This is a genomic window from Halobacillus faecis (assembly GCF_007991335.1).
In the GTDB taxonomy this organism is placed as follows: domain Bacteria; phylum Bacillota; class Bacilli; order Bacillales; family Halobacillaceae; genus Halobacillus; species Halobacillus faecis.
Genome location: NZ_BJYD01000036.1, coordinates 1 through 21,719 on the forward strand (window position 1 = coordinate 1; position 21,719 = coordinate 21,719).

20 protein-coding genes and 2 tRNA genes are annotated in these 21,719 nt (G+C 44.5%); 2 read left to right on the top strand and 20 right to left on the bottom strand.

All coding sequences use genetic code 11. The features are described 5' to 3' along the window. Positions 1–275: 275 nt before the first annotated feature. The 13 genes from lysS to spoIIE form a co-directional block, all read right to left on the bottom strand. Complete coding sequence (lysS, locus tag HFA01_RS17690) at positions 276–1,766, bottom strand: lysine--tRNA ligase (RefSeq protein WP_146818710.1); 1,491 nt, start codon at positions 1,764–1,766, stop codon at positions 276–278. Positions 1,767–1,982: 216 nt separating this feature from the next. Continuing rightward, a complete protein-coding gene (folK, locus tag HFA01_RS17695) occupies positions 1,983–2,483 on the bottom strand; it encodes a 2-amino-4-hydroxy-6-hydroxymethyldihydropteridine diphosphokinase (RefSeq protein WP_146818711.1) in 501 nt (166 codons plus the stop codon). Then, positions 2,480–2,845: a dihydroneopterin aldolase gene (folB, locus tag HFA01_RS17700; RefSeq protein ID WP_146818712.1), complete on the bottom strand. Its 366-nt coding sequence runs from the start codon at positions 2,843–2,845 to the stop codon at positions 2,480–2,482. Before folB ends, folK begins: the two co-directional genes overlap by 4 nt. Continuing rightward, on the bottom strand, positions 2,838–3,671 hold the full coding sequence (gene folP, locus HFA01_RS17705; RefSeq protein ID WP_146818713.1) for a dihydropteroate synthase: 834 nt from the start codon (positions 3,669–3,671) through the stop codon (positions 2,838–2,840). The genes folB and folP overlap by 8 nt, the downstream gene beginning before the upstream one ends. Before the next feature lie 124 nt (positions 3,672–3,795). Then, the gene (cysK, locus tag HFA01_RS17710; RefSeq protein ID WP_174787839.1) at positions 3,796–4,722 is read right to left on the bottom strand and encodes a cysteine synthase A; all 927 of its coding nucleotides are present in this window, start codon (positions 4,720–4,722) and stop codon (positions 3,796–3,798) included. Positions 4,723–4,873: 151 nt separating this feature from the next. Next, a complete protein-coding gene (gene hslO / locus HFA01_RS17715; RefSeq protein WP_146818715.1) occupies positions 4,874–5,764 on the bottom strand; it encodes an Hsp33 family molecular chaperone HslO in 891 nt (296 codons plus the stop codon). Between the two features lie 5 nt (positions 5,765–5,769). Beyond that, a complete protein-coding gene (locus HFA01_RS17720) occupies positions 5,770–6,561 on the bottom strand; it encodes a type III pantothenate kinase (RefSeq protein WP_146818716.1) in 792 nt (263 codons plus the stop codon). 130 nt (positions 6,562–6,691) lie between these two features. Beyond that, positions 6,692–8,716 (bottom strand): ATP-dependent zinc metalloprotease FtsH, encoded by a 2,025-nt coding sequence (gene ftsH / locus HFA01_RS17725; protein WP_146818717.1) that lies wholly within the window; start codon positions 8,714–8,716, stop codon positions 6,692–6,694. A gap of 117 nt (positions 8,717–8,833) precedes the next feature. Further along, positions 8,834–9,373, bottom strand: coding sequence for a hypoxanthine phosphoribosyltransferase (gene hpt, locus HFA01_RS17730; protein ID WP_115824762.1), 540 nt, complete (start codon positions 9,371–9,373; stop codon positions 8,834–8,836). A gap of 11 nt (positions 9,374–9,384) precedes the next feature. Next, the gene (gene tilS / locus HFA01_RS17735; RefSeq protein ID WP_146818718.1) at positions 9,385–10,779 is read right to left on the bottom strand and encodes a tRNA lysidine(34) synthetase TilS; all 1,395 of its coding nucleotides are present in this window, start codon (positions 10,777–10,779) and stop codon (positions 9,385–9,387) included. A 158-nt stretch (positions 10,780–10,937) separates the two neighbouring features. Beyond that, positions 10,938–11,858 (bottom strand): serine/threonine protein kinase PrkT, encoded by a 921-nt coding sequence (gene prkT / locus HFA01_RS17740; RefSeq protein ID WP_146818719.1) that lies wholly within the window; start codon positions 11,856–11,858, stop codon positions 10,938–10,940. Continuing rightward, a complete protein-coding gene (locus tag HFA01_RS17745) occupies positions 11,839–12,576 on the bottom strand; it encodes a vWA domain-containing protein (protein ID WP_146818720.1) in 738 nt (245 codons plus the stop codon). Before HFA01_RS17745 ends, prkT begins: the two co-directional genes overlap by 20 nt. A 64-nt stretch (positions 12,577–12,640) precedes the next feature. Next, complete coding sequence (gene spoIIE / locus HFA01_RS17750; RefSeq protein ID WP_146818721.1) at positions 12,641–15,088, bottom strand: stage II sporulation protein E; 2,448 nt, start codon at positions 15,086–15,088, stop codon at positions 12,641–12,643. A 278-nt stretch (positions 15,089–15,366) separates the two neighbouring features. On the opposite strand from spoIIE, the gene HFA01_RS17755 reads away from it, so the two are divergent. Continuing rightward, a tRNA-Met gene (locus HFA01_RS17755) sits at positions 15,367–15,443 on the top strand. Positions 15,444–15,465: 22 nt separating this feature from the next. Continuing rightward, positions 15,466–15,537, top strand: a tRNA-Glu gene (locus tag HFA01_RS17760). A 704-nt stretch (positions 15,538–16,241) separates the two neighbouring features. On the opposite strand, the gene HFA01_RS17765 is transcribed toward HFA01_RS17760, so the two are convergent. From HFA01_RS17765 to HFA01_RS17795, 7 genes are all read right to left on the bottom strand, one after another. Continuing rightward, complete coding sequence (locus HFA01_RS17765) at positions 16,242–16,628, bottom strand: S1 domain-containing RNA-binding protein (protein ID WP_089654586.1); 387 nt, start codon at positions 16,626–16,628, stop codon at positions 16,242–16,244. Positions 16,629–16,706: 78 nt separating this feature from the next. After that, positions 16,707–17,090 carry an FtsB family cell division protein gene (locus HFA01_RS17770; protein WP_146818722.1) on the bottom strand — a complete coding sequence of 128 codons (384 nt, stop codon included), beginning with the start codon at positions 17,088–17,090 and terminating at the stop codon, positions 16,707–16,709. Positions 17,091–17,105: 15 nt separating this feature from the next. Next, positions 17,106–17,693 (bottom strand): spore cortex biosynthesis protein YabQ, encoded by a 588-nt coding sequence (gene yabQ / locus HFA01_RS17775; protein WP_146818723.1) that lies wholly within the window; start codon positions 17,691–17,693, stop codon positions 17,106–17,108. Continuing rightward, a complete protein-coding gene (yabP, locus tag HFA01_RS17780; RefSeq protein WP_146818724.1) occupies positions 17,690–17,995 on the bottom strand; it encodes a sporulation protein YabP in 306 nt (101 codons plus the stop codon). Before yabP ends, yabQ begins: the two co-directional genes overlap by 4 nt. Before the next feature lie 328 nt (positions 17,996–18,323). Further along, positions 18,324–18,587 (bottom strand): RNA-binding S4 domain-containing protein, encoded by a 264-nt coding sequence (locus tag HFA01_RS17785; protein WP_146818725.1) that lies wholly within the window; start codon positions 18,585–18,587, stop codon positions 18,324–18,326. A gap of 3 nt (positions 18,588–18,590) precedes the next feature. Next, complete coding sequence (gene yabN, locus HFA01_RS17790; protein WP_146818726.1) at positions 18,591–20,057, bottom strand: bifunctional methyltransferase/pyrophosphohydrolase YabN; 1,467 nt, start codon at positions 20,055–20,057, stop codon at positions 18,591–18,593. Then, positions 20,054–21,640, bottom strand: coding sequence for a putative polysaccharide biosynthesis protein (locus tag HFA01_RS17795; RefSeq protein ID WP_146818727.1), 1,587 nt, complete (start codon positions 21,638–21,640; stop codon positions 20,054–20,056). Before HFA01_RS17795 ends, yabN begins: the two co-directional genes overlap by 4 nt. Between the last annotated feature and the right edge of the window lie 79 nt (positions 21,641–21,719).

Below are 21,719 nucleotides of genomic sequence, written 5' to 3' on the forward strand. Positions count from 1 at the left end.
AAATGGTTTGTTTGCCGCTTCAAAACAGCGACTTAATTAATATATCATGTGTGGTTGTTTTCGTCAACAACTTTTTATGATTTATTTTGTTAAGCCGTTTGCGGCTTGCCGCTCTCTTAACGCGACAAGTAATAATATATCACGGGATTCAAAACCACGCAATAGATTTTTCGTAAAAAGATAATTCAGATTATTACTCTTCCTATAATAAGTGATCCAACGGGTAAAAAACAATCCCACCAGAAGCATCTGTGCATCTGGTGGGATTGAAAAGCTTATGATTCACGATTTCTCATTTGTGGGAACAGAAGAACGTCACGAATGGAAGGAGAGTCTGTCATCAGCATAACTAGACGATCGATTCCGATTCCTAATCCACCCGTTGGAGGCATTCCATATTCAAGGGCTTCAAGGAAGTCTTCATCCATCATATGCGCTTCATCATTTCCTTCTTCTCTTTCTTTCAGCTGAGCTTCAAAACGTTCTCTTTGATCGATCGGATCATTCAACTCAGAGAATGCATTGGCATGTTCACGGCCAACGATGAACAATTCAAATCGATCCGTAAATCTTCCATCCTCAGGATTCTTCTTCGCAAGAGGAGAGATTTCGGTCGGGTGCCCATAAATAAATGTAGGCTGGATTAACTTTTCTTCTACGCGCTGTTCAAAGAATTCATTCACAATATGACCAAATGTCATCGTATCTTTAATATCAATACCATGTTCTTTAGCAAGATCTTTCGCTTGATCATCAGACATTTGCTCCCAGAAGTCTACACCGGTGTGTTCTTTGATCGCATCTACCATATGAAGTCGTGCCCACTCTGGCTCTAATTCTATTTCTTGTTCATTGTAAGTGACTTTCGTTGTACCAAGAACCTCTTTAGCGATATGAGCAACCATGTTTTCCGTCAGGTTCATGATGTCGTGGTAATCAGCATAGGCTTCATACAGCTCAATCATCGTAAACTCAGGGTTATGGCGAGTGGAGATTCCTTCATTACGGAATACACGTCCGATTTCATATACTTTTTCCAATCCACCTACAATCAAACGCTTCAAGTGCAGCTCTATAGCAATACGCATATACAACTGCATGTCTAACGCATTGTGGTGTGTAATGAAAGGACGGGCGGAAGCTCCACCTGCGATTCCGTGCATCAATGGAGTTTCTACTTCTAAGAAACCTAAACCATCTAGATAGCGGCGCATAGACTGAATGATCTTACTGCGCAGAACAAAAGTGTCTCTACTATCAGGGTTTGTAATGAGATCTAAGTAACGCTGGCGATATCGTTGTTCAACATCTTGCAAACCATGGAATTTCTCGGGAAGTGGACGTAGTGACTTCGTAAGCAATTGGTAGTCTGCCGCTTTCACGGAAAGTTCTCCTACGTTTGTCTTGAACATCACACCGGAAACTCCTACGATATCTCCTAAATCAGCAGATTTGAAGAGATTGTCGTATGCTTCTTCACCAATTTCATCTTTACGAACATAAAGTTGAATTTGGCCAGTCAGGTCCTGAATATGTGCAAAACCTGCTTTTCCTTTTCCACGCTTCGTCATGATTCGTCCAGCGATGGTTGTTGGGAACTGCTTTTCCTCCAGTTCCTCTTTCGTATATTGATCAAACTTCTCTATTAAGTCTTGGGCGTAATCCGTGCGGTCGAATTTATCACCGAATGGGTCGATGCCCTGCTCGCGGTGAGTATTCATCTTATCGCGACGCACCCGCATATGTTCATTGAGTTCTTCTGTCATTGCTATCACTCCATTCCCTGATCTTTTTGGGTACTTACCGTTACAATAACAAAAACTGCCAGCATGGGACTGGCAGCATCTAACTATCGTTTAGTATAAAAAAGTACTATGGGCGTGTCAATGTTGAAAGGGTATGGATTCTTGCATTTACACCTCTAGTTCAACTCCCATTGAATACAAATCCGGTGTGCATCGTCTCCTTGACCTTACACGCTATTACTGAATTCTCCCCCACTTGCTCATGCTTCTCACTTCTTCTGAAGGAAGCAACCCAAGAACTTCTCCCGCTGTTTGTTGTAAATGAGGGAGATAAGCTTGAGCATCCACATCTGCTAAAGGAACCATCACAAATGCCCGTTCGTGCATATGGGGATGAGGAATTGTTAATTGTTCTGTTTCCATACGTTCCTGATTATAAAGCAAGATGTCGAGGTCGATCGTACGTGGCCCCCATTTTATCACGCGCTTTCTCCCTAACTCCTCTTCAATACCCTGGCAGTACTCCAACAATAAGGATGGGGATAACTCCGTTTTTACCTGAATGGCCATATTTAAAAAGTCGTTTTGTTCTGTGTAACCAACAGGGGCCGTTTCATAAACCGCCGATTTTTTTAGGACGGTTATATCTTCATGCTCCTCAAGCAGGGAAATAGCATCTTTAAGAAATGATTCCCGTGGTGAAATATTCGAACCTAAAGCAATATAAGCAATATTCATTTTTCCGGTCTCCGGTAGATTTCAATTGCCACGGATTTATAATGCCCCGGAATCGGAGGATCGGGCTTATACACTTTTACGAGGCATCCTTCCAATAACGGAAACTCAGTGAATAGTTCACTTGCTATCTTTTCCGCTACCGTCTCGACGAGCTTGTGGTGTTTCCCTTCCACTGTCTTCTTCGTCACCTCGTAAATCGCACCGTAATCAATTGATTTGGTCATATCATCAGATTCAGCTGCCGGCTTCAAATCCAGCTCAAGCTCAAGATCTACATAGAACCGTTGCCCAAGTTTATTCTCTTCCGGAAAAAGGCCGTGGTAACCCCAGAACTCCATTTGATTTACATATATTTTATCCAATTCCTTCACCCTTCCCGAGCATAGCGTCCATCATTTTTGTCATTCGTACAATAGGCTTTACATCATGTACCCTCACAACATCCACGCCTTGGGCCACTCCATAACAGACGGTTGCACCTGTCCCTTCCATCCGTTCATCTTTCGGAAGATCCAGGGCTGTACCAATAAATGATTTCCTGGAGGTTCCTAACAAAATCGGGTAGCCGAGTTCCTTTAATGCTGTTAAGTTTCGCATAACCTCCAAGTTTTGGTCTTGGGTTTTTGCAAAACCAATACCTGGGTCGAGGATAATATTTTCATCTTTGACACCCGCATCTCTGGCTATCTTAATGCTTTTTCGGAGGTCATTTTTCATGTCCTCCAATAAAGACCTGTAATTTCTGTCTGACCGGTTATGAGTAAGGATGATCGGCACATCATAACGAGCAGCTACTTCAGCAATGGCGGGTTCTTTAATCGCCCCCCAGACATCATTGATGATTGAAGCGCCTGCCACAATTGCCTCCTCCGCCACTTCTGCTTTATAAGTATCAATGGAAATAGGAAGGTGAATCGCCTTTTTGACGGCCTGGATGGCAGGGATAACTCGTGCCAGTTCTTCCTCAGCCGTTACAGGTTGATGACCAGGGCGGGTAGATTCACCACCGATATCAATGATATGCGCGCCTTCTTCTTCCATCATCTTTGCTTGTTTTACGGCGTGATCGAGATTGTAATAAAGCCCTCCATCAGAAAAAGAATCCGGCGTAATATTAAGAATACCCATCACAAGAGTTCCTTTTGTTAGATCGAACGTTTTTTCAGAAGTTCTTAAATTGGTGTTCATTGGTTTCCCTCGTTTCCATCATTCTCTTCCCCTATCTTACATCATTTCAAAATTTCTATCACACGTGCACGGTTGGAAACACAAATAAAAAAACTGCACCCCAATGGGGTGCAGTTGTCTAACCTTATTCTTCGTCGAACTGATAAAGCGGAGTAGAAAGGTAACGCTCACCATTACTAGGAATGATCGCTACAACCTTCTTCCCTTTACCAAGCTTTTTAGCGACCTGCTTTGCCACATGGATCGCGGACCCGGAAGAGATTCCTCCGAGGATCCCATCTTTTCTAGCGGCTTCTCTTGCAGCTTCGAAGGAATCTTCTTTCGTCACTTTAATGACTTCATCATAGATTTCCGTATTTAGGATGCCTGGCACAAAGCCTGCTCCAATTCCTTGAATTTTATGTGGACCTGGATCACCACCGGACAAGACTGGAGATTCTTCTGGTTCAATCGCATAGATCTTGATATCTGGATATTTTTCCTTCAATACTTTACCCGCACCAGTAATGGTTCCACCTGTTCCGATACCAGCAACGAATGCGTCTAATTGATCACCCATCTGCTCAACAATTTCCGGTCCTGTTGTTTTTTCGTGAATGAGTGGATTTGCTTCATTGTTGAACTGTTGAGGCATAAAATAGCCCTTCTGGTCTTGGAGTTCAGCTGCCTTTTTAATGGCGCCTTTCATCCCTTCACTTCCTGGAGTGAGCACAAGTTCTGCTCCGTAGGCACGCAGAAGGTTACGACGTTCTTGACTCATCGTATCCGGCATTACAAGTATGGCTTTGTAACCTTTGGCTGCTGCGATCATAGCCAAACCAATCCCTGTATTCCCGCTTGTCGGTTCTACAATGGTATCTCCTTCTTTTAGGCTGCCATCTTTTTCAGCTTCTTCAATCATGGAAAGAGCAATACGGTCTTTAACGGAACTTCCCGGATTCATGTATTCCAGTTTAAGATAAATATCTGCACTGTCTTCTTCCGCGCTTCCATTCAGCTTGACCAATGGAGTTTGCCCGACTAATTCGCTTACGTTATTTACGATTCTCAATAAACTCACTCCCAAAACCAAGTATTTTAATAGGATTTAAACCTAATGTACTGAATAAGAACGAAATTGTCAAACATTTCAATCATCCTGACATTAAAGGAAAAGGCGAAACCACAGTTTCGCCTTTTATTATATCATGAACGGTTTTTGATTATGATGTGGAATCCGTGTCTTGAGATTGGAGTTCCTTTAGGTCTTCCACATCGAACTGATAATCTTCGTTACAGAAGTGGCACTTCGCCTCTGCTCCCTGATCCTCGTTAATCATTCGCTCGATTTCTTCATTTCCAAGACTGGCAATGGCCATTTCCACCCGTTCTCGTGAGCAGTGACACTGGAACTTCACGGGCATCGTATCCAGTACCCGTACATTCTCTTCCCCAAGAACCGTATGCAGTATTTCTTCTGGGGTTTTTCCGTCACGAACGAGAGAAGAAATCGCAGGCATCTCTGAGAGTCTCTTTTCAATTTGGCTTGTCGTCTCTTCATCAGCCCCCGGCATCATTTGGACAATGAAACCACCAGCAGCAAGAATCGAGTAGTCCGTATCTACAAGCACACCAGCTCCCACAGCTGAAGGCACTTGCTCAGAATTTGCAAAGTAATAGGTGAAATCTTCACTGATCTCACCAGAAACGAGAGGAACTTGACCTGTAAAGTGATCTTTCATCCCCAAGTCCTTCACGATACTCAATGTCCCTGACGTTCCAACCGCCCGGGCTACATCCAATTTCCCTTGGGCATTGGATTCGAAATCAACATGAGGGTGTTTGATATATCCACGAACTTCCCCTTTAGAGTTTGCATCTGCGATAATAGCGCCGGCAGGGCCGTCTCCTTCGACCTTCACTGTGAGCTTATCATTACCCTTAAGCATTGCTCCCATCATGCCGCTGATGGTTAACGTACGTCCCAGTGCCGCTGATGTCGTTGCCCACGTATCTTGTCTGCGTCTTGCCTCTTCCACTGTATCTGTTGACTGAATGGCATAAGCTCTGACCTGGCCGTCGAAACCTATGGCACGCACTAAATAATCTGACATGCTATTCATTCTCCTTTAAACGCTTTTTTCTCTTTATTCCTTTGGTATATCTTATGAAGACCTTTTAACGTCAAGTAAGGATCAACATGATCGATGGTCCTGGATTGACCGGCGATTAAATTAGCAAGACCGCCTGTCGCTATGACCGTCGGTGTCTGATCGGATGTTTCCTTCATACGACGAACAACTTCATCAACCTGACCTACATATCCATAGTAGACGCCGGACTGCATGGCTTCGACTGTGCTCTGACCAATCACATGTTCCGGACTCTTAATTTCGATTTTTGGAAGTTTGGCTGCTTTCGCGTAAAGAGCTTCCATCGAAATATTGACCCCTGGGGCAATAGCGCCTCCAAGATATTCCCCTTCAGCATTAATATAACAATAAGTCGTAGCTGTTCCAAAATCTATGATGACTAAAGGAAGGGGATACTCATCAATGGCACCTACCGCATTGACCACTCGGTCGGCTCCGATCTCGTTCGGATTTGGGTATTTCATTGGCAATCCGTGATCCACCATCCCCTCTCCTATGATCATCGGTTGCTTTTTAAAATAATATCGGGACATACGATCAAGTGCAAACATAATCGGTGGAACAACGGACGAAATAATGACGCCGTCCATATCTTCAAAACGCAATCCTTCGTGATCGAAGAGTGATTTAATCAACATTCCAAACTCATCTTCTGTTTTATGACGATCGGTTTTGATCCTCCACTGATACTTCAAAGAGTTATTTTCAAATACGCCTAACACAGTATTGGTATTTCCCACATCAAGGACAAAATTCATAAATGAAGCCTCCCGTGTCATTTCCTTCGGCTACCATCATATCACAAGAACCCGCCGTTTCGCTCTTTTTAGGACACAGAAAAAGCCACACCTCCCGTTTCAGGGCTGATGTGGCTTTACTCATGAACCTTTAAGAACGACGATCCTCTGAATCAGATGGACCTTCCTCTTTCTTTTCTTCCTTCGTTTCTTCATGAGCCTGTGTTTCTTCCGTCTGTTCATCTTCTTTGGATTGAATAGTCACACGAACATCCTCATTGTTGGAAGATGTGTTGTTCTTGATTTTCGCATTGTGTTCACGTGCGATTGCCTCAAGCTCTTCATCCGTCGGAAGACGACCTTTATCAAATAAAGAACGGATTTGAGTTGCATCCAGTGTTTCGACATCTAATAGTGTCTTCGCGATCAACTCAAGCTTATCTTTATTTTCAGTAAGGATCGTTTTCGCACGGTCGTAACAGTACTGGATAAAGTTCTTCACTTCCTGGTCAATTTCATATGCGATCTGGTCACTGTAGTTCTGTTCATTCTGGATGTCACGTCCAAGGAAGACCTGACCACCGGAATTAGAACCGAATTGAAGCGGACCTAGTTTCTCACTCATGCCGTATTCTGTGACCATTTTGCGTGCGATGTTTGTTGCACGCTGGAAGTCATTGTGTGCACCAGTACTTACTTCACCAAAGATGATTTCTTCGGCTACACGACCACCGAGTAATCCAGTGATCTTATCGAACAATTCTGGTTTCGTCATAAAGTAACGATCTTCCTTAGGAAGCATGACGGCATATCCACCCGCCTGCCCACGAGGAACAATTGTAACTTTATGGACCATGTCCGCATCATCAAGCACCATACCGATTACCGTGTGTCCACTCTCGTGGTGGGCAACAATATCGCGTTCTTTCTTAGAAATAACACGACTCTTCTTGGCTGGGCCTGCGATTACACGGTCAATCGCTTCATCTACGTCATCCATGTCGACTTTCTTCTTATCTCCACGCGCTGCTACAAGAGCGGCTTCGTTCAATAAGTTTTCCAAGTCGGCACCAGAAAAACCTGGTGTACGTAGGGCAATCGTCTTCAAGTCGACATTCTCAGATAACGGCTTGTTCTTCGCGTGTACAGCAAGTACCGCTTCACGGCCTTTGACATCTGGACGATCGACTGTGATTTGACGGTCGAAACGACCCGGACGTAGAAGGGCTGGGTCCAGGATGTCCGGACGGTTAGTCGCAGCGATGATGATGATTCCTTCATTGACACCGAAACCGTCCATTTCAACAAGCAATTGGTTCAACGTTTGTTCACGCTCATCATGGCCTCCGCCAAGACCAGCTCCACGTTGGCGACCTACAGCATCAATTTCATCAATGAAGATGATGCCTGGCGCGTTCTTTTTCGCATTTTCAAACAAGTCACGGACACGGGATGCACCGACACCGACGAACATTTCAACGAAGTCAGAACCACTGATGGAGAAGAATGGTACTCCCGCTTCACCAGCCACGGCACGTGCAAGCAATGTTTTACCTGTACCTGGAGGTCCAACTAATAGGACACCCTTAGGAATACGGGCACCGACAGCAGAGAATTTACGAGGATCTTTTAGGAAGTCAACGACCTCAACAAGTTCCTGCTTCTCTTCATCTGCGCCAGCAACATCTTTGAAACGCACTTTTTTCTTTTCTTCTGAGTACATCTTCGCCTTACTCTTACCAAAGTTCATGACACGACTTCCGCCGCCCTGCGCTTGGTTAAGCAAGAAGAAGAACAAAATAAAGATAATGACGAACGGGATGATGGACGTTAGAAAAGTCACCCATGCGCTAGGCTGCTCTTCTTGTTCGACAGTCAGATTGCTTTGTTCCTGAGCTGTCTGTGTGATTTGAGCAATCACTTCATCATTAGCCGGAAGCTGCGCGACGAAAGTTTCGCCCTCTTCCGCTCCCTGTTCTTGACCAGTAACACGAATCACCCCATTGACAGGCTGAATCGTCATTTCCTGGATTTCACCATTATTCAATTTATTGTAGAATTCATTGACATTATATTCTGTTTGCGGATCACCTTGACCTCGGAATAGACCGACCACGCCGATAACCACGAGGAAGATAAGTAAGTAAAATATGGTATTACGAAAGATCCGGTTCATTGCCTACCTCCTCCCAAACGAGAAAAACTATAGTAAATACTACCACACCAAAAACAGCCGACACAACTAATTACCCTTGACATGCACACTTTCAAACTTGCCACCGCAGGTTGATCTTCAGCCTCCATAAACCTCAGGCTTCAAGACTCCAACGTACGGAAGATTACGATACTTTTCTTCATAATCCAGGCCGTACCCGACAACGAATTCATCAGGTACTTCAAACCCGACTGTATCTGCTTTGATATCCGCACTTCTTCCCGTCGGTTTATCAAGCAGTGTAACGATTTTAATGGACTTGGCCTTACGGTACTTGAACAAGTCGACAAGATAGGCCAGTGTCCGACCACTATCAATAATATCTTCAATGATCAAAATGTCCCGACCTTCCACCTTCGTATCAAGGTCTTTAACAATTTTGACTTCACCTGAAGATTCCATACCTCCGTGATAGCTGGAAACATCCATGAAATCCATTTCCAAATGCGTTTCCATGCGTTTCAGCAAATCAGTCATGAACGGAAGGGCGCCTTTCAGTACCCCGATCGCCAAAGGAAAACGATCTTCATATTCTTTAGAAAGTTCCGCTCCCAACTCTTTACACTTCGCCTGAATCTCCTCTTCGGAAATCAAGACCTTTTCAATTTCGTTATGCATGATTGCTCCTCCTATGTGTCTGCTTTGTTTTTATAATGTAACCGAAGCCATGGACCTGATGAAAGGCTGGTACGTTCCCCGCCTTTTTTCAAACCGATGACCCATAGAATCTTTCCTGTTTGATCTGTTACGATCGGCCAGGTAGGGCGCAGACGGGCCGGGATTTTTTGGTCGATAAAAATATCTTTTACTTTTTTCGAGCCGTTCATCCCTCTCAATCGAATCCTGTCCCCCTCCTGTCTCGTGCGAACGGAAAGAGGAAGTTTTACGTGATGCGAATCACATAGATACGTATAAGAATCTTCAGTGCCGTCCCCGCTGAACCAATCCGCCCTAAGCTCCGATCCATCAGGAAGTTGGACTTCCTCCCCCATTTCGAGAATGTAGGAGTACCCATTACATTCGTGTTCTTTAGGAAATGAAAAGGTGATGTCATCGTAGGCACGGATGATTTTTAACCCTTCCGGAAAGTCCAGGGAAGCATTCGGTTTCTCATCATTCATTAGGTTCATGAACATTTCTTCATGCAAATAAGAAATGTCTTCGTTTTGCTTCACATACAGATAGTTCAATATTAGATGAAAGGCTGTCCTTTGTAAAGCAAGCGGGAATGTTTTGAAAGTTTGTTTTGATAATTGTACGAATTTCTCAACATTTGAAGAAAAATGGACAGTTTCCAATACTTTTTGGGCCTGCTCATTTATGTATGACCTTTCTTCTCTCGCTCTCTCGCTCCACACCTGCATATGCTTATGAAACTGCGGGTTGTTCTCTTTCATAAAAGGCAAGAGGTGCTGCCTGATCGCATTCCGAGTGTACTCGGTTTCCTCATTGGACGGATCCTTCCTTACTTCTATCGCTTGCTCTTCCAGATAAGAAGCGATTTGATCTTTAGAAGCCATAAGGAATGGACGAATGATCTTTCCACAAGCGAAACGCCTTGTGGCAGGCATGCCCTGAACCGCTTCCGGTCGTGCACTACGCATAAGCTGCATCAAAATCGTTTCTGCCTGATCGTCACCGTGATGCCCCATAGCCATTGCATCCGCTTGATAGGCATACATCATCTTTTCAAAGAATGCATACCTTAATTCCCTGGCCGCTTCCTGCGTGCCTTTCCCCGTATCTTTCTTATACGCATGAACATCAACGGAGGTTCCGACAAATTCGACTCCCAAAGATTCACACATGTCCTCAACAAAGCGAAGATCTGCTTGAGATTCTTCTCCTCTTAATTGATGATCGACAGAAAGGGCAATTAAACGAAGGGAAAGCTTGTGCTTCATGGCACACAAAAAATGCAAAAGAGCGACCGAATCCGGGCCTCCGGACACAGCCACCAATAAGGTCTGATGCGGCTGGATCATTTGATGTTTGGAGATGAAGGTGTGGACAGCATGATCCATCAGGTGTTTTCCCCCTGTCTCTGTCTGTATATCTCTTCCTATCGTATCACTATTCGTAAGCACTTCAAAAGATAAGCATCCATTTCCCTGTTATTTTTGCTTAGGAGAAAACTTTTCCTCTACGCCCCAGCCATTCTCCACTCCCCAAAAGTATTTGCTTAGAGAAAGAAGCTAGCAATCGACACCGCAAAAAACAAACCAGATGCCACCGTTAAAGCAGCAAGTTCGACATTCTCAGCTTTTTTATTCTGCACGCGCCTCTGACGGGACGAAGCGGGATTTTTTTTGCGTTTCATGAGTACACCGGAAAGGGAATCTTTCATTTGTGCCGCGCTTTGTATATCGCCTTTCCAACATTGCTGAATCACCCGTTTATAGGGTTTCAGAATGGGCGAAGAAGCGAGTTTATGTTCCAGTGTCTTTTGAGGGTGAGTCCCTTTATCAAACCTTTTCGGGTGGCCCATTTCCATCATAATCATTGTGACAGCAAACAAATCATACATCGGCTCTGCTTTTCGGGAGCCCATGTTCCAATAACCACGATCATAAAATTCAGTGTATTCTTTAATGGCACGACCTATAGCCGTAACTCCACCCACATCGATCCAGCGGACTTTTGAGCCGGATACCAATAAGTTATCCGTCTTCAAATCACCAAATACAAACCCTGCTTTATGAAGGTTCTCAAGGTCCGAAAGTAATTGGACAGCCAGAATCCCAATCCAGTCCTTCGTCTTTCCCTTCAAAAAATCGGCCACGGATGCTCCTTCTACGTATTCCATTACATAAAAAGGGTGCGTCCGGCCTGACCGGTCCACCCAATCATCCACATCAACAAAAGAAGGCCCAAGTTTCACCCCTTGGACCTTACTGAATTTTTTGAGCATATTCACTTCCAACATCATTCGTGAACTGTCTTCCCCAAGCTTAAGGGCATACGTCTCCCCTTGATGGGAACGGCATAAAAAAACAGTTCCGCAGGCTCCAGCACCCACTTTTTTGATGATGGTATAAACACGACCGCTCCATTTACCGGTTACTCGACTTCCAGGGGATAAGTCAAAAACCTGTTTCTTCATATGGATCTTCCTCATTTCTCAACCGCTCATCGAGAGGTTTCCCTGCAAACGCATAAAGGGCTTCTTTCAATGCAGGCCCTGTCGGGGTGTATCCTCCACTATTCAACTTAGAGAAGATTCCATGTATTTCACCCAATTCTGGTGTCCATCCTACCATTTTCGTAATGGTTTTTTTAGGATCCGGAAATGCATACACGCTGAATTGGTTTGATCCCGATCTCGCATTCAAGCTGAGGGACAAATCGAAAAGAGCATCCTTCACGGTAGGCAGCTTATGGTGCATACTTGCACTTGTATCCACGAGCACAAGCACCTCCAGATCACAGCTCTCTCCGAGTTCATCCACCACTTCCACCACTTCTCCCCGCTGCCCCGGGGGAAGTTCTTCAATGGTCTGTTTTTTACCGAGGATCTCTTGTAATTCTTTATTAACAACCCCTTGAATCGTTTGGGTCATGGCTTGTCTCGTCACCATTTGCACGGTTTGGGACAAACTTTTCTGATATACAATTTGACTGACGCCTCCACCTGCTTCGGCAATCGATTCTACTTCTTCAAGCCCTTGTGGCCTGCCACTTTGCCGATCGTCAAGAACGCCAATCACATTGACCGTTATTCCCTGATTCCTCGCAAGCGCTGCGACGACGACAGGGTCTTCTCCATGGTTCGAGCATCCATCCGTCAATAAAAGAATCTGCTTTAATCGGCCTGGTTTCATTGTGCATATCCCTCCTGATTCGTTGCTTCCATCATCGCCGAAAAGGAGGAATTCTATACTTTAATCAGGCCTCTTTTTTCACCGAAGGAATCGACTTCCACTCCGGCATGTAACGATCAATCCGCGCTACGATGATTGTCATATCATCCACGATCGTCCCAGATTGTGTACGTATCACCTCTTCCAATAAAAGATCAGCCATCGCCTGCGGATCTTCATCTGATATTTCCCTGATCTTCCGCTTGAGCCACATATCCACATTCCCGATTTGCTTGGGACCTTCCAAGATCCCATCACTCATCATGATCAGGAAATCTCCTGCCTTTAATTGTTCGCTCCTCATATCCACATCGACATCCGGAATGATTCCCATTGGCAGGTTCCCGGCCTCGACGGTGAAAATTTTATCTCCTCGTTTTATATAGCTCGGCGTGCTGCCGACCTTAATGAACTTGGACGTCGCCTGATGCAGGTCAATCACCGCTAAGTCCAACGTTGAAAAAATTTCATCATTTGTGCGCAAAGACAATATGGAGTTGATCGACTGAATGGCTACGGACTCCTGAATGCCCGATTGTAGAATTTGTTTCAACAGCCTCAGCGTTTCCATACTTTCCTCATGGGCACGTTCCCCGTTACCCATACCATCACTGATCGCTAATGCATATTTCCCCCTTCCAAGCTCCATCATTGTAAAGCTGTCCCCTGATACGAATCCCCCTCCCTTAGCAGCGTGCGCCACTCCTGACTCAATGGAATAATGTTTCGCTGATCCAAATGATAAATAACACCTTCCGTTTGGATATGGAGAGATTTCTTCCATTGTAACAACAATGGTTTCTCCCAGAATATCCGAAAGGACAGGTGCAATGATTTTCGCTCCTTCCCCTCTATAATTATCAATCTCTACAATTAACTCGAGATCCATGTTCCCCGCATCCAAGGAATAGATTTCTAATTTTTGTATGACCATCCCCATTCGTTCAAGTGCATGATAGATCACCTGTTCTTTATGTTCATGGTGCTCCCGCTCTTTCACAATTTCTTTTGCAAAGTTGTTCATAACATCAGAGACGCCCTGAAGCTGCTCAGCTACAAACCTCCGACTTTCATGTACCTGACGCTTCAATTCTTTATTCGCATGGTAAAAAGATAGTTCATGATTCATCGTATCGATCAACTTTTGTGGTTTGACGCAGTGCTGATCGACATTCTTTCGCATGACACGGCTGGGCTCCCCTCGTTCATCCAACTCATGCATAAGATCCGTCATTAAGTTATGGGTGTCATCGAATTGATTGACCCAACATTTTTCTTTCTTAAAACATGATTGGCAGGTTTTTTCCGTGACATGACTTAAGAAGTAATCCACTTCCTCTGCTTCCCCACTATCCTCCTTTGGAGACTCTAAATGAGTAAAACTTTTTGATAAAGCCTGAAAAACGTCCGAAAACTTCCCGACCCTGACAGCCGTGACGTCTCGCACTTTTTGTAAGTATTTTTGCTGTTCCGAATGGTGTTCATCCGTTCCCGGCACGTACCTTGACAACTGCTTGACCCATGAATTTGGAGTCAGCATAAATAAGGCCACCGCCCAGGCCGAAGCCCATAATGAAGATGGAAGATCAGCTCCACTACTGACATAGAAACCGATCAGTAAAGTACCAACGATGAGTCCAGCACTCACCCCGGCTTTTTTTCCTTCTTTTAATAACCCCCCTAATAAGCCTGAGAAAGCAAGCAGGCTCATCTGATAAATGTGATCCATATTGGATAAGCTTAAGACCAGCCCGGTCACTACACCGACCGTTGATCCAATCGCGGCCCCGGCAATATAGGCCATCAATATAACTAAGTAGCGAGCAAAGATATCGACGACGGCAACGCCCTGTACCTGCCAGCCGATCATCCCTGTTAATACAGAGGCCAATAAGATAATTAAACAGACAATCTCTTCATTTGTTAACGAAGGTTGATATCTTTGTGGTGTTAAAAGCGGTATGCTTTGCATAAAGATGAGTACAAGGATAAAAGCTAGTACTCCTTCTGCCACCATCAAAGTAAGTTCGTAGAGCTGCCAACGATCCAGCAAAGCGAGACTCACTGTTCTCGGAATCAAGCTTGCCATCAACGCGATCATCGGCAGCCATTTCTGGGGGTGACTTGTTTTGCGCAATGCCAGACTTAAGAGCAAAAAAGTCGTCGACGCCCCTACAATAAAACCCGCGTGACCGTAGCTGTATGTAGAAGCCCCTGCGGCCATCATTATTGTGACGGGTATGACAAGCGGACGCTTTAGCCACCAGATCACCGCTAAAAACGCTACGCCAAAAGGGGCCATGGAAGATAATATGATGGCTCGTCCTAATAATAACGCCAGCACCATGTGGAAGACCCCTTTGTTTGCCATAAAGGAAAATGTACCGAATGAAGCCTTTTGTAACCCTCTCACGATCCCGGACCCTCGAACGGCTGATTGACGACTTTCTCGTTTTGATACAGTTCCTAACATTTTCATCACTCCTTCTTTGTGAAACCTATTAAACCACACCCAGAACAAGCATTTTGTCAAAACAACAGGAGAGCAGAAACAAAAACTTCGATGGTTTTCACAAGAAGAAAGGTCGTTTCTACAAAATCTCCCCACCCGCACCCCTCTACGTTCCAAAAATCTGCCTCATTCCCTAGCGAAATAGACAGAGTTATCTGATATTTTTATTTCTTGTTGACAGTTTATTTATCATGGTGTAATATATTTTTTGTGCTTCCGAGAGAGCATTTCAACAAAATGGCGGTGTAGCTCAGCTGGCTAGAGCGTACGGTTCATACCCGTGAGGTCGGGGGTTCGATCCCCTCCGCCGCTACCATTATTTTTTTGCCATACATAATGGCCCGTTGGTCAAGTGGTTAAGACACCGCCCTTTCACGGCGGTAACACGGGTTCGAATCCCGTACGGGTCATCAGAAACATTCTTGTCCTAAAAAAGTCGCGTCTCTATTACAGAGACGCGACTTTTTTCTTTAATAAACAATATGACAGGATTGTGTGAGATTCAGTTTCGAGATGTTTCCGGGGTTCGTTTGCCGAGTTTAGCATCAGGGGTGGTCGGGAAGCTACTCGCTTTCCTGTGGGGGAGCGCCGAGCTTCCTCGGACTGCGTCCTGCGGGATCTCGCCTATCTCCTTCTCCCACGGGAGTCTCGCAGCTTCCCAACCACCCCATTCTAAGAGGGGGTTAACGAACCCTTGTACCAAGTTGGAGGGTCTCCACTATCCAACGGTAAGAGGTGTAAAGCTCTCTGGATCAAACTTTTACTTATTGCGGAGATGTTCTGATCATCCACTCCCCATAATCATACGATCCGACCTTTTAAGAATGGTTTCGAGAATCTCCCATGGCAAAGGGGCGAAGGGAAACGGTGAGACTCCTATGGGACGTGTGGGACAGGTGAGACCCCGGAAGGCGTATCCTGACTCACCGCCCGCCCCATGGAAAGCGAACCTTTTTCCGGAGCCCCTAAGCTCCTACAAACATCTCGAAACGGAGTCTTCCACAATCGGGAGCTTTAGCGAAAGAAATGATGGCATACAAAAAAGCAGATCCGTGATGGATCTGCTTTTTATTATGAAGACATGCACCTTTTACTCATTGTCCTAGACAGCAAGCTATCCTCTTTTAGCACCTCGACCTCCACGTTTGGATTCCGTGTGCTTCTTCAGTGATGCTAGTCGCTCGTCACTATCCTTGATAAAACGGTTCATTTTCTGTTCGAATGATTCAGCCGGCTTACGAGGTTTCTGTGGGCGACGACCGTAGTTCTCTTTTGCTTTCTTAATGGAAAGACCAATCTTCCCATCATCTCCGACATTAATGACTTTCACATCCACCTGGTCTCCCTGGCTTAAATGCTCATTAATATCTTTTACGTAGTTATCGGCAACTTCACTAATGTGAACTAGCCCCGTCTTACCATCTGGAAGCTCGACGAACGCTCCGAAATTAGTGATTCCCGTTACCTTACCCTGCAGCTTGCTGCCTACTTCAATTGACATAAAAAAAATGCTCCTCCTTAAGTTTTCGATAAAAAAATTATCCTTCTTATATATTATATATAAGCTTTGAAAAGAGTGTCAATATGACGGGTCCTCATTCGGCATTTTAAATATAATTTCTCCTTCTTTTGAAAAGAAATAGTTTGTCCGTGCAATCTGCAGCACATACTCTTCATCCTTAAGAAGTTCAATTTCCTGCTCTAAACCTTTTTCCTCTTTTTTCAAAGCGGTCATCTCTTGCTGCAACTGTTCGTATTTCTCCTGCTTATCTGCATACAAGGACTGTTGTTTCATAGAATAAAACACCATGGAGCCAGCAACGATCGACACTAACAGGGCAAACATAACGAGACGGCGGACTAATCGCTTTTTCTTGCGTTGGTGTCTGTCCATATAGGCATCGTAGCGCTTCATGTATGTAGAATCCAGACGTGCCACAGACTCCGTTTGTCTCTTTGCCATGAAAGTAGGCCTCCTTTACTTCTTGATTCGTTTCATCCAATTGTTCATTGTATTCTTCATTTTATCCAGAAACCCTGCTAAATCCCTTAAGTATTTTTTCATGTTTTTCGGCAAGAGTCGCCAAATGATTCGAAAAATTAGCCGGATCGGATAAAATACGACAAGAAACAATATAATGATACCCTTTAAAAGTATCTTATAAACGCCAAGAAGTAAAGAAATTATAAGGAAAATGATGGATTTCGAGGGGATGAAAATTAAATAATACACGGTCTTCTTCAAGAAGCGGAAAACGGCCATGCTGATCCGAATCCACATTTCAAGTGTTTTTAAGTAAAGTTGCTGAAACAGTGCACGATATGCGGCAAATCCACAAACGATCGCCACGAAGACATAAACACGCAATTCTCCATAATTGGCGAGATACAATAAATAAAAGAGAAAAGAGGCTTGAATGAGCCAAAAGCTCAGTTGATAAATGATTTCAAGCCATCCCCTCTTTCTTTTTCCGAAAAAGCGCTCAAACGTATCTAATGAAGCGCCGACAAACATCCCTCCCCCCATCATGGCAACAATGGTTATGAATTGAGTGGTGAGGGTCATTTGAACAGCTTGCTAAAAAGGCCTTTAGCTTTCTCCCCTTGATGCTCGTCCAAGTAGGTCATTTCATACATTTTCCCTTTGATGGCAACGACTCCAGAGTCCAGGTCGAGGTTTTTCATTTGAAGGTTTTGACCGCGCACAACAAGATACCCCATCGATGTCTGGAGGAGGAATTCTTCACTATCAAAACTGTCCACCTCTTTGACACCCGAAATTTCTATATTTCTTCTATTCCATACTTTCACATTATGCTCTACCGGTTGCTGACTGCGTATCCCATGATTCTTTTCATAACCTTCCATCTCATCACAGCCCCCTTCTCTAGTACAAGCTATGAGAAAAAAGAGGAGATTAGAACACGGAATGTGGAGGCGAACTGGGAGACAAGACAAGCCACGGAGTGGAGAGATTTTCCTCCACGTAGTGGACTGACTTATGACCTCGAGTGTCTGGGAGCCGGAACTGGACCTTTAGAATGCGGAAGCACCTTGGGTAGCCCCGACAAGCATAAAACAGTCACATGTACGTCGTGCCTGAAATCAATGGGAACCAAGCCGGGATGAGGCAAACATGAAGAAAAGCATACACATAAGCAGAAAAAACCACTGCCGAGTCTGGCAGTGGTTTTTGTCAGGATTGATTAACGGGTTCTTCTTTTTTAATTTCATAAAGAGTCGTAGCTTCATTTTTCGTAACATTCTCTTTTAAAGATTTCACTTCAATGGTCAGTACTTTCTGTCCGAATTGAATGGTCAATTCATCTCCGACCGCTACGTTACTAGCTGCTTTACTTTGTGCACCATTGATGCTGATACGCCCTTGATCGGCTACCTCTTTCGCAAGCGTACGCCTTTTGATTAAACGGGAGATTTTCAAAAATTTATCCAAACGCATGTGTCATTCCGCTCCTTTATGTTTTGCTTTCGCTTTTACCCATAATTCCTCTAGCGAATCTAAATCGTAATCTGTTAATTGCTGCCCTTCTGTGCGTGCATCCTTTTCCATAGATGAAAGACGGGTTCTGAATTTGCGGTTCGTCCGCTGCAGCGCATTTTCACTACTGATCTTGTAATGTCTGGCAAGATTAGCAATGGCAAACAGCCAGTCTCCGAATTCTTTTTCCATCTCTTCACGGTCTCCAGAATCGCGGGCCTCCTTGAATTCCCGCCACTCTTCTTCCACCTTTTCAATGACAGGAGCAACGTTATCCCAATCAAATCCTACTTTAGCTGCTTTCTTCTGCAACTCTTCCGCTTGAAGGAGGGCGGGGAAACTCTCGGGAACAGAATCTAGAATGGAATCAGGCTGTTCCCCTTTTTCCTCTGCTTTAATGGCCTCCCAGTTGGTGACCACTTCATCTGAGGAATCCACTGTCATTTCACCAAACACATGAGGATGCCTGCGGATCATTTTTTCCGTTATGGATACTATTACGTCGTCGATTGTAAAAAATCCTTCATCTTCCCCAATTTGGCTGTGCAGCATGACTTGAAGCAGCACATCACCAAGCTCCTCCACCATATGATCGTCGTCCATGCGATTAACGGCATCAATGAACTCATAGGCTTCTTCAATCATATATTTCCTTAGTGATTCGTGCGTCTGTTTGCGATCCCAAGGGCACCCTTCCGGACTTCTCAGAATCTTAATGACTTCTCTCAGGCGGAAAAACCGGTGATTGAGCACTTCTTTTTTGACAGGAGGGATATAAACACTAGTTAGATTATTCACTTCCACGCGGCGGTCCAGTTCTTCCAGAGGCACCGTCACAATCTTTTCGAGTTCGCTCCCTGCAGCTGTGACTATGGTCACCGGATAATCTGCCGGTAAATCTTCAAGCAACGTCAATTTGACTTCCGATGCGATTAATGAATCATACACCTGACAGAGGATCAGGTGATTCAAAAATTGGAGCTCTTCCCGTTTCAAATCTGTAGCGTCCGCAAACTGAAAACCCTCAATTGGGTCGATTTCAAGCGCGGTGAAAGTAGCATCCAGGAAACTCTGGCCACCTTTAATGTCGAGGGCGACTTCTCCTTTGTCCCTTGCTTGAATCAGTAATTGCACCGTTCGTTCAGCAAGCATAGGATGTCCAGGCACAACGTAGGTGATATTCTGTCCATGAGAAAGAGTAAGAAGACGGGAGACGATTTCAGTGTACACATCTCCAAAATGATCATGGGATTCATATACGGAATCAAAACTTTCAAATGTGACGCCTTCTTTTTGTAGTGCTTGGATGACTGGGTGGTCGAGAGTGCGCGCATAGAGATGGGAGTGATTTTGTGTCAAATCACGGTAGACCCCGAGCGGAAGCTGTTCCAAATCCGCAGCCCCAAGTCCGATAATTGTTATGGTATTCATTGGTCCAATCCTTTCGGCGAAAGTTTCCATACGACCTTACGAAAAGGTATGACATGTAATTCTTCATTCGTGAAGCTGCCTGTTCGTAGAAGAAGGACGGCATAAATCAATGCACCAAATCCTGAGACAGACAACGTGTATAGAAGTAAAGGTAACCGTGCATTTAAATCAAAAATCAGAAAAGCAAGCATTTTAGCCAGCCATAGTCCGAATATCATTCCTACAAGAGAAATTAGGATCCCTTTCCAGGGAAGGCTGGTCCAATTTCCCCAAGGAACTTCATGTCTTAAGGTTACGATATTTCCGATTAAAACAAAAGCGACAGCCATCACTGAGGAGATTGCTGCTCCGTGTAAACTCAAAAAAGGAATGAAGAGCATATTTCCAGCCCACTTGATGATCAGCCCCCCCGCAATCATCATAGCCGTTTGTTTCATATAATCGAGTCCCTGTAATATTGAAGAGAGCGTAATAGAGAGGGAACTGCCAAGGATGACGATCATTAGGATTCTTAATGCACTTGTTCCCTGAACGTCCTGAAAAAATGACTGATTGATGGCAGGAAATAAGAAAATCAGCCCTGCCGTTGCTCCAACACAAAGAAAGACAGTCATTTTCACGGCACTCACGACGGACTTTTTCACTTGATCAGGATTCTGAGTCATCCTTGATCTGGTGACAGAAGGAATAAGAGCAAGAGCAAGTGAAGAAGCAAGAACCGTCCCTAATTGAATGAGAGGCTGGCCCCTGTCGAATATCCCTTTCCACATACGCGCATCCTCAAGCGTTACGCCTGCTTTTTGGAGATTCGGAACCATTGTCAATGCATCGACAAGCTGCAAAGACAAAAGCAGCATATAATTTAAACAAATAAGAATGCCGTGCAGAAAAATTGTTCGTTTATACGAGACGTGTTTGTCCCACCTTCGCCATGTCCACATCTCTCTCTTTTTCATCAACCAATAAAAAAGAACGGAAAACGCAGCAACTGCACCTGCCATTGACCCAAGGGATGCCCCTATTCCTATTGTATAAACGTCCGTCCCTCGCATGACTAAAATAGCGGAACCAATGATGATTCCCACTCTGAAAACTTGTTCGATAATTTGCGAAACAGCTGTCGGTCCCATATCATTATGTCCTTGAAATGCGCCTCGAGCGACTGAAACAAAGGGAACAAGCAGAAAGACAAGAAATGCCGTCTGCAGGGGTTTTGTTAATTTTTCATCTCCCATAACAGAAGCAATCCAGGGAGATGAAAAAAATCCAGTCACAAAAATGATTCCAGAAGCCATCATCACCCACCAGAAAACAGGTAGATAAAACGATGGGATAGATAGAGGTGATGAGTCATCGCCGATGTCTGAGACGATTTTTGAAATGGCGGCAGGAAACCCGTACAAGGCAAGAATCAGGGCAATGCCGAGAATGGGATACACTTGTTGGTAGACGTAAAAGCCGAGATCTCCAGTTAAGTTCTGAAGCGGGACACGATAGCCCGCACTGATGACCTTACTGATCAATCCGGCTAGTGTTAGGATGAATGCTCCTTGTAAAACAGAGCGTGAACGTAATTTGGTCATATTGGACCCTTTCTCATTTATATGTATTCAGAACATTCATTATATCATAGGAAAAGGTCAGACCCCGTACCCGCTCGGA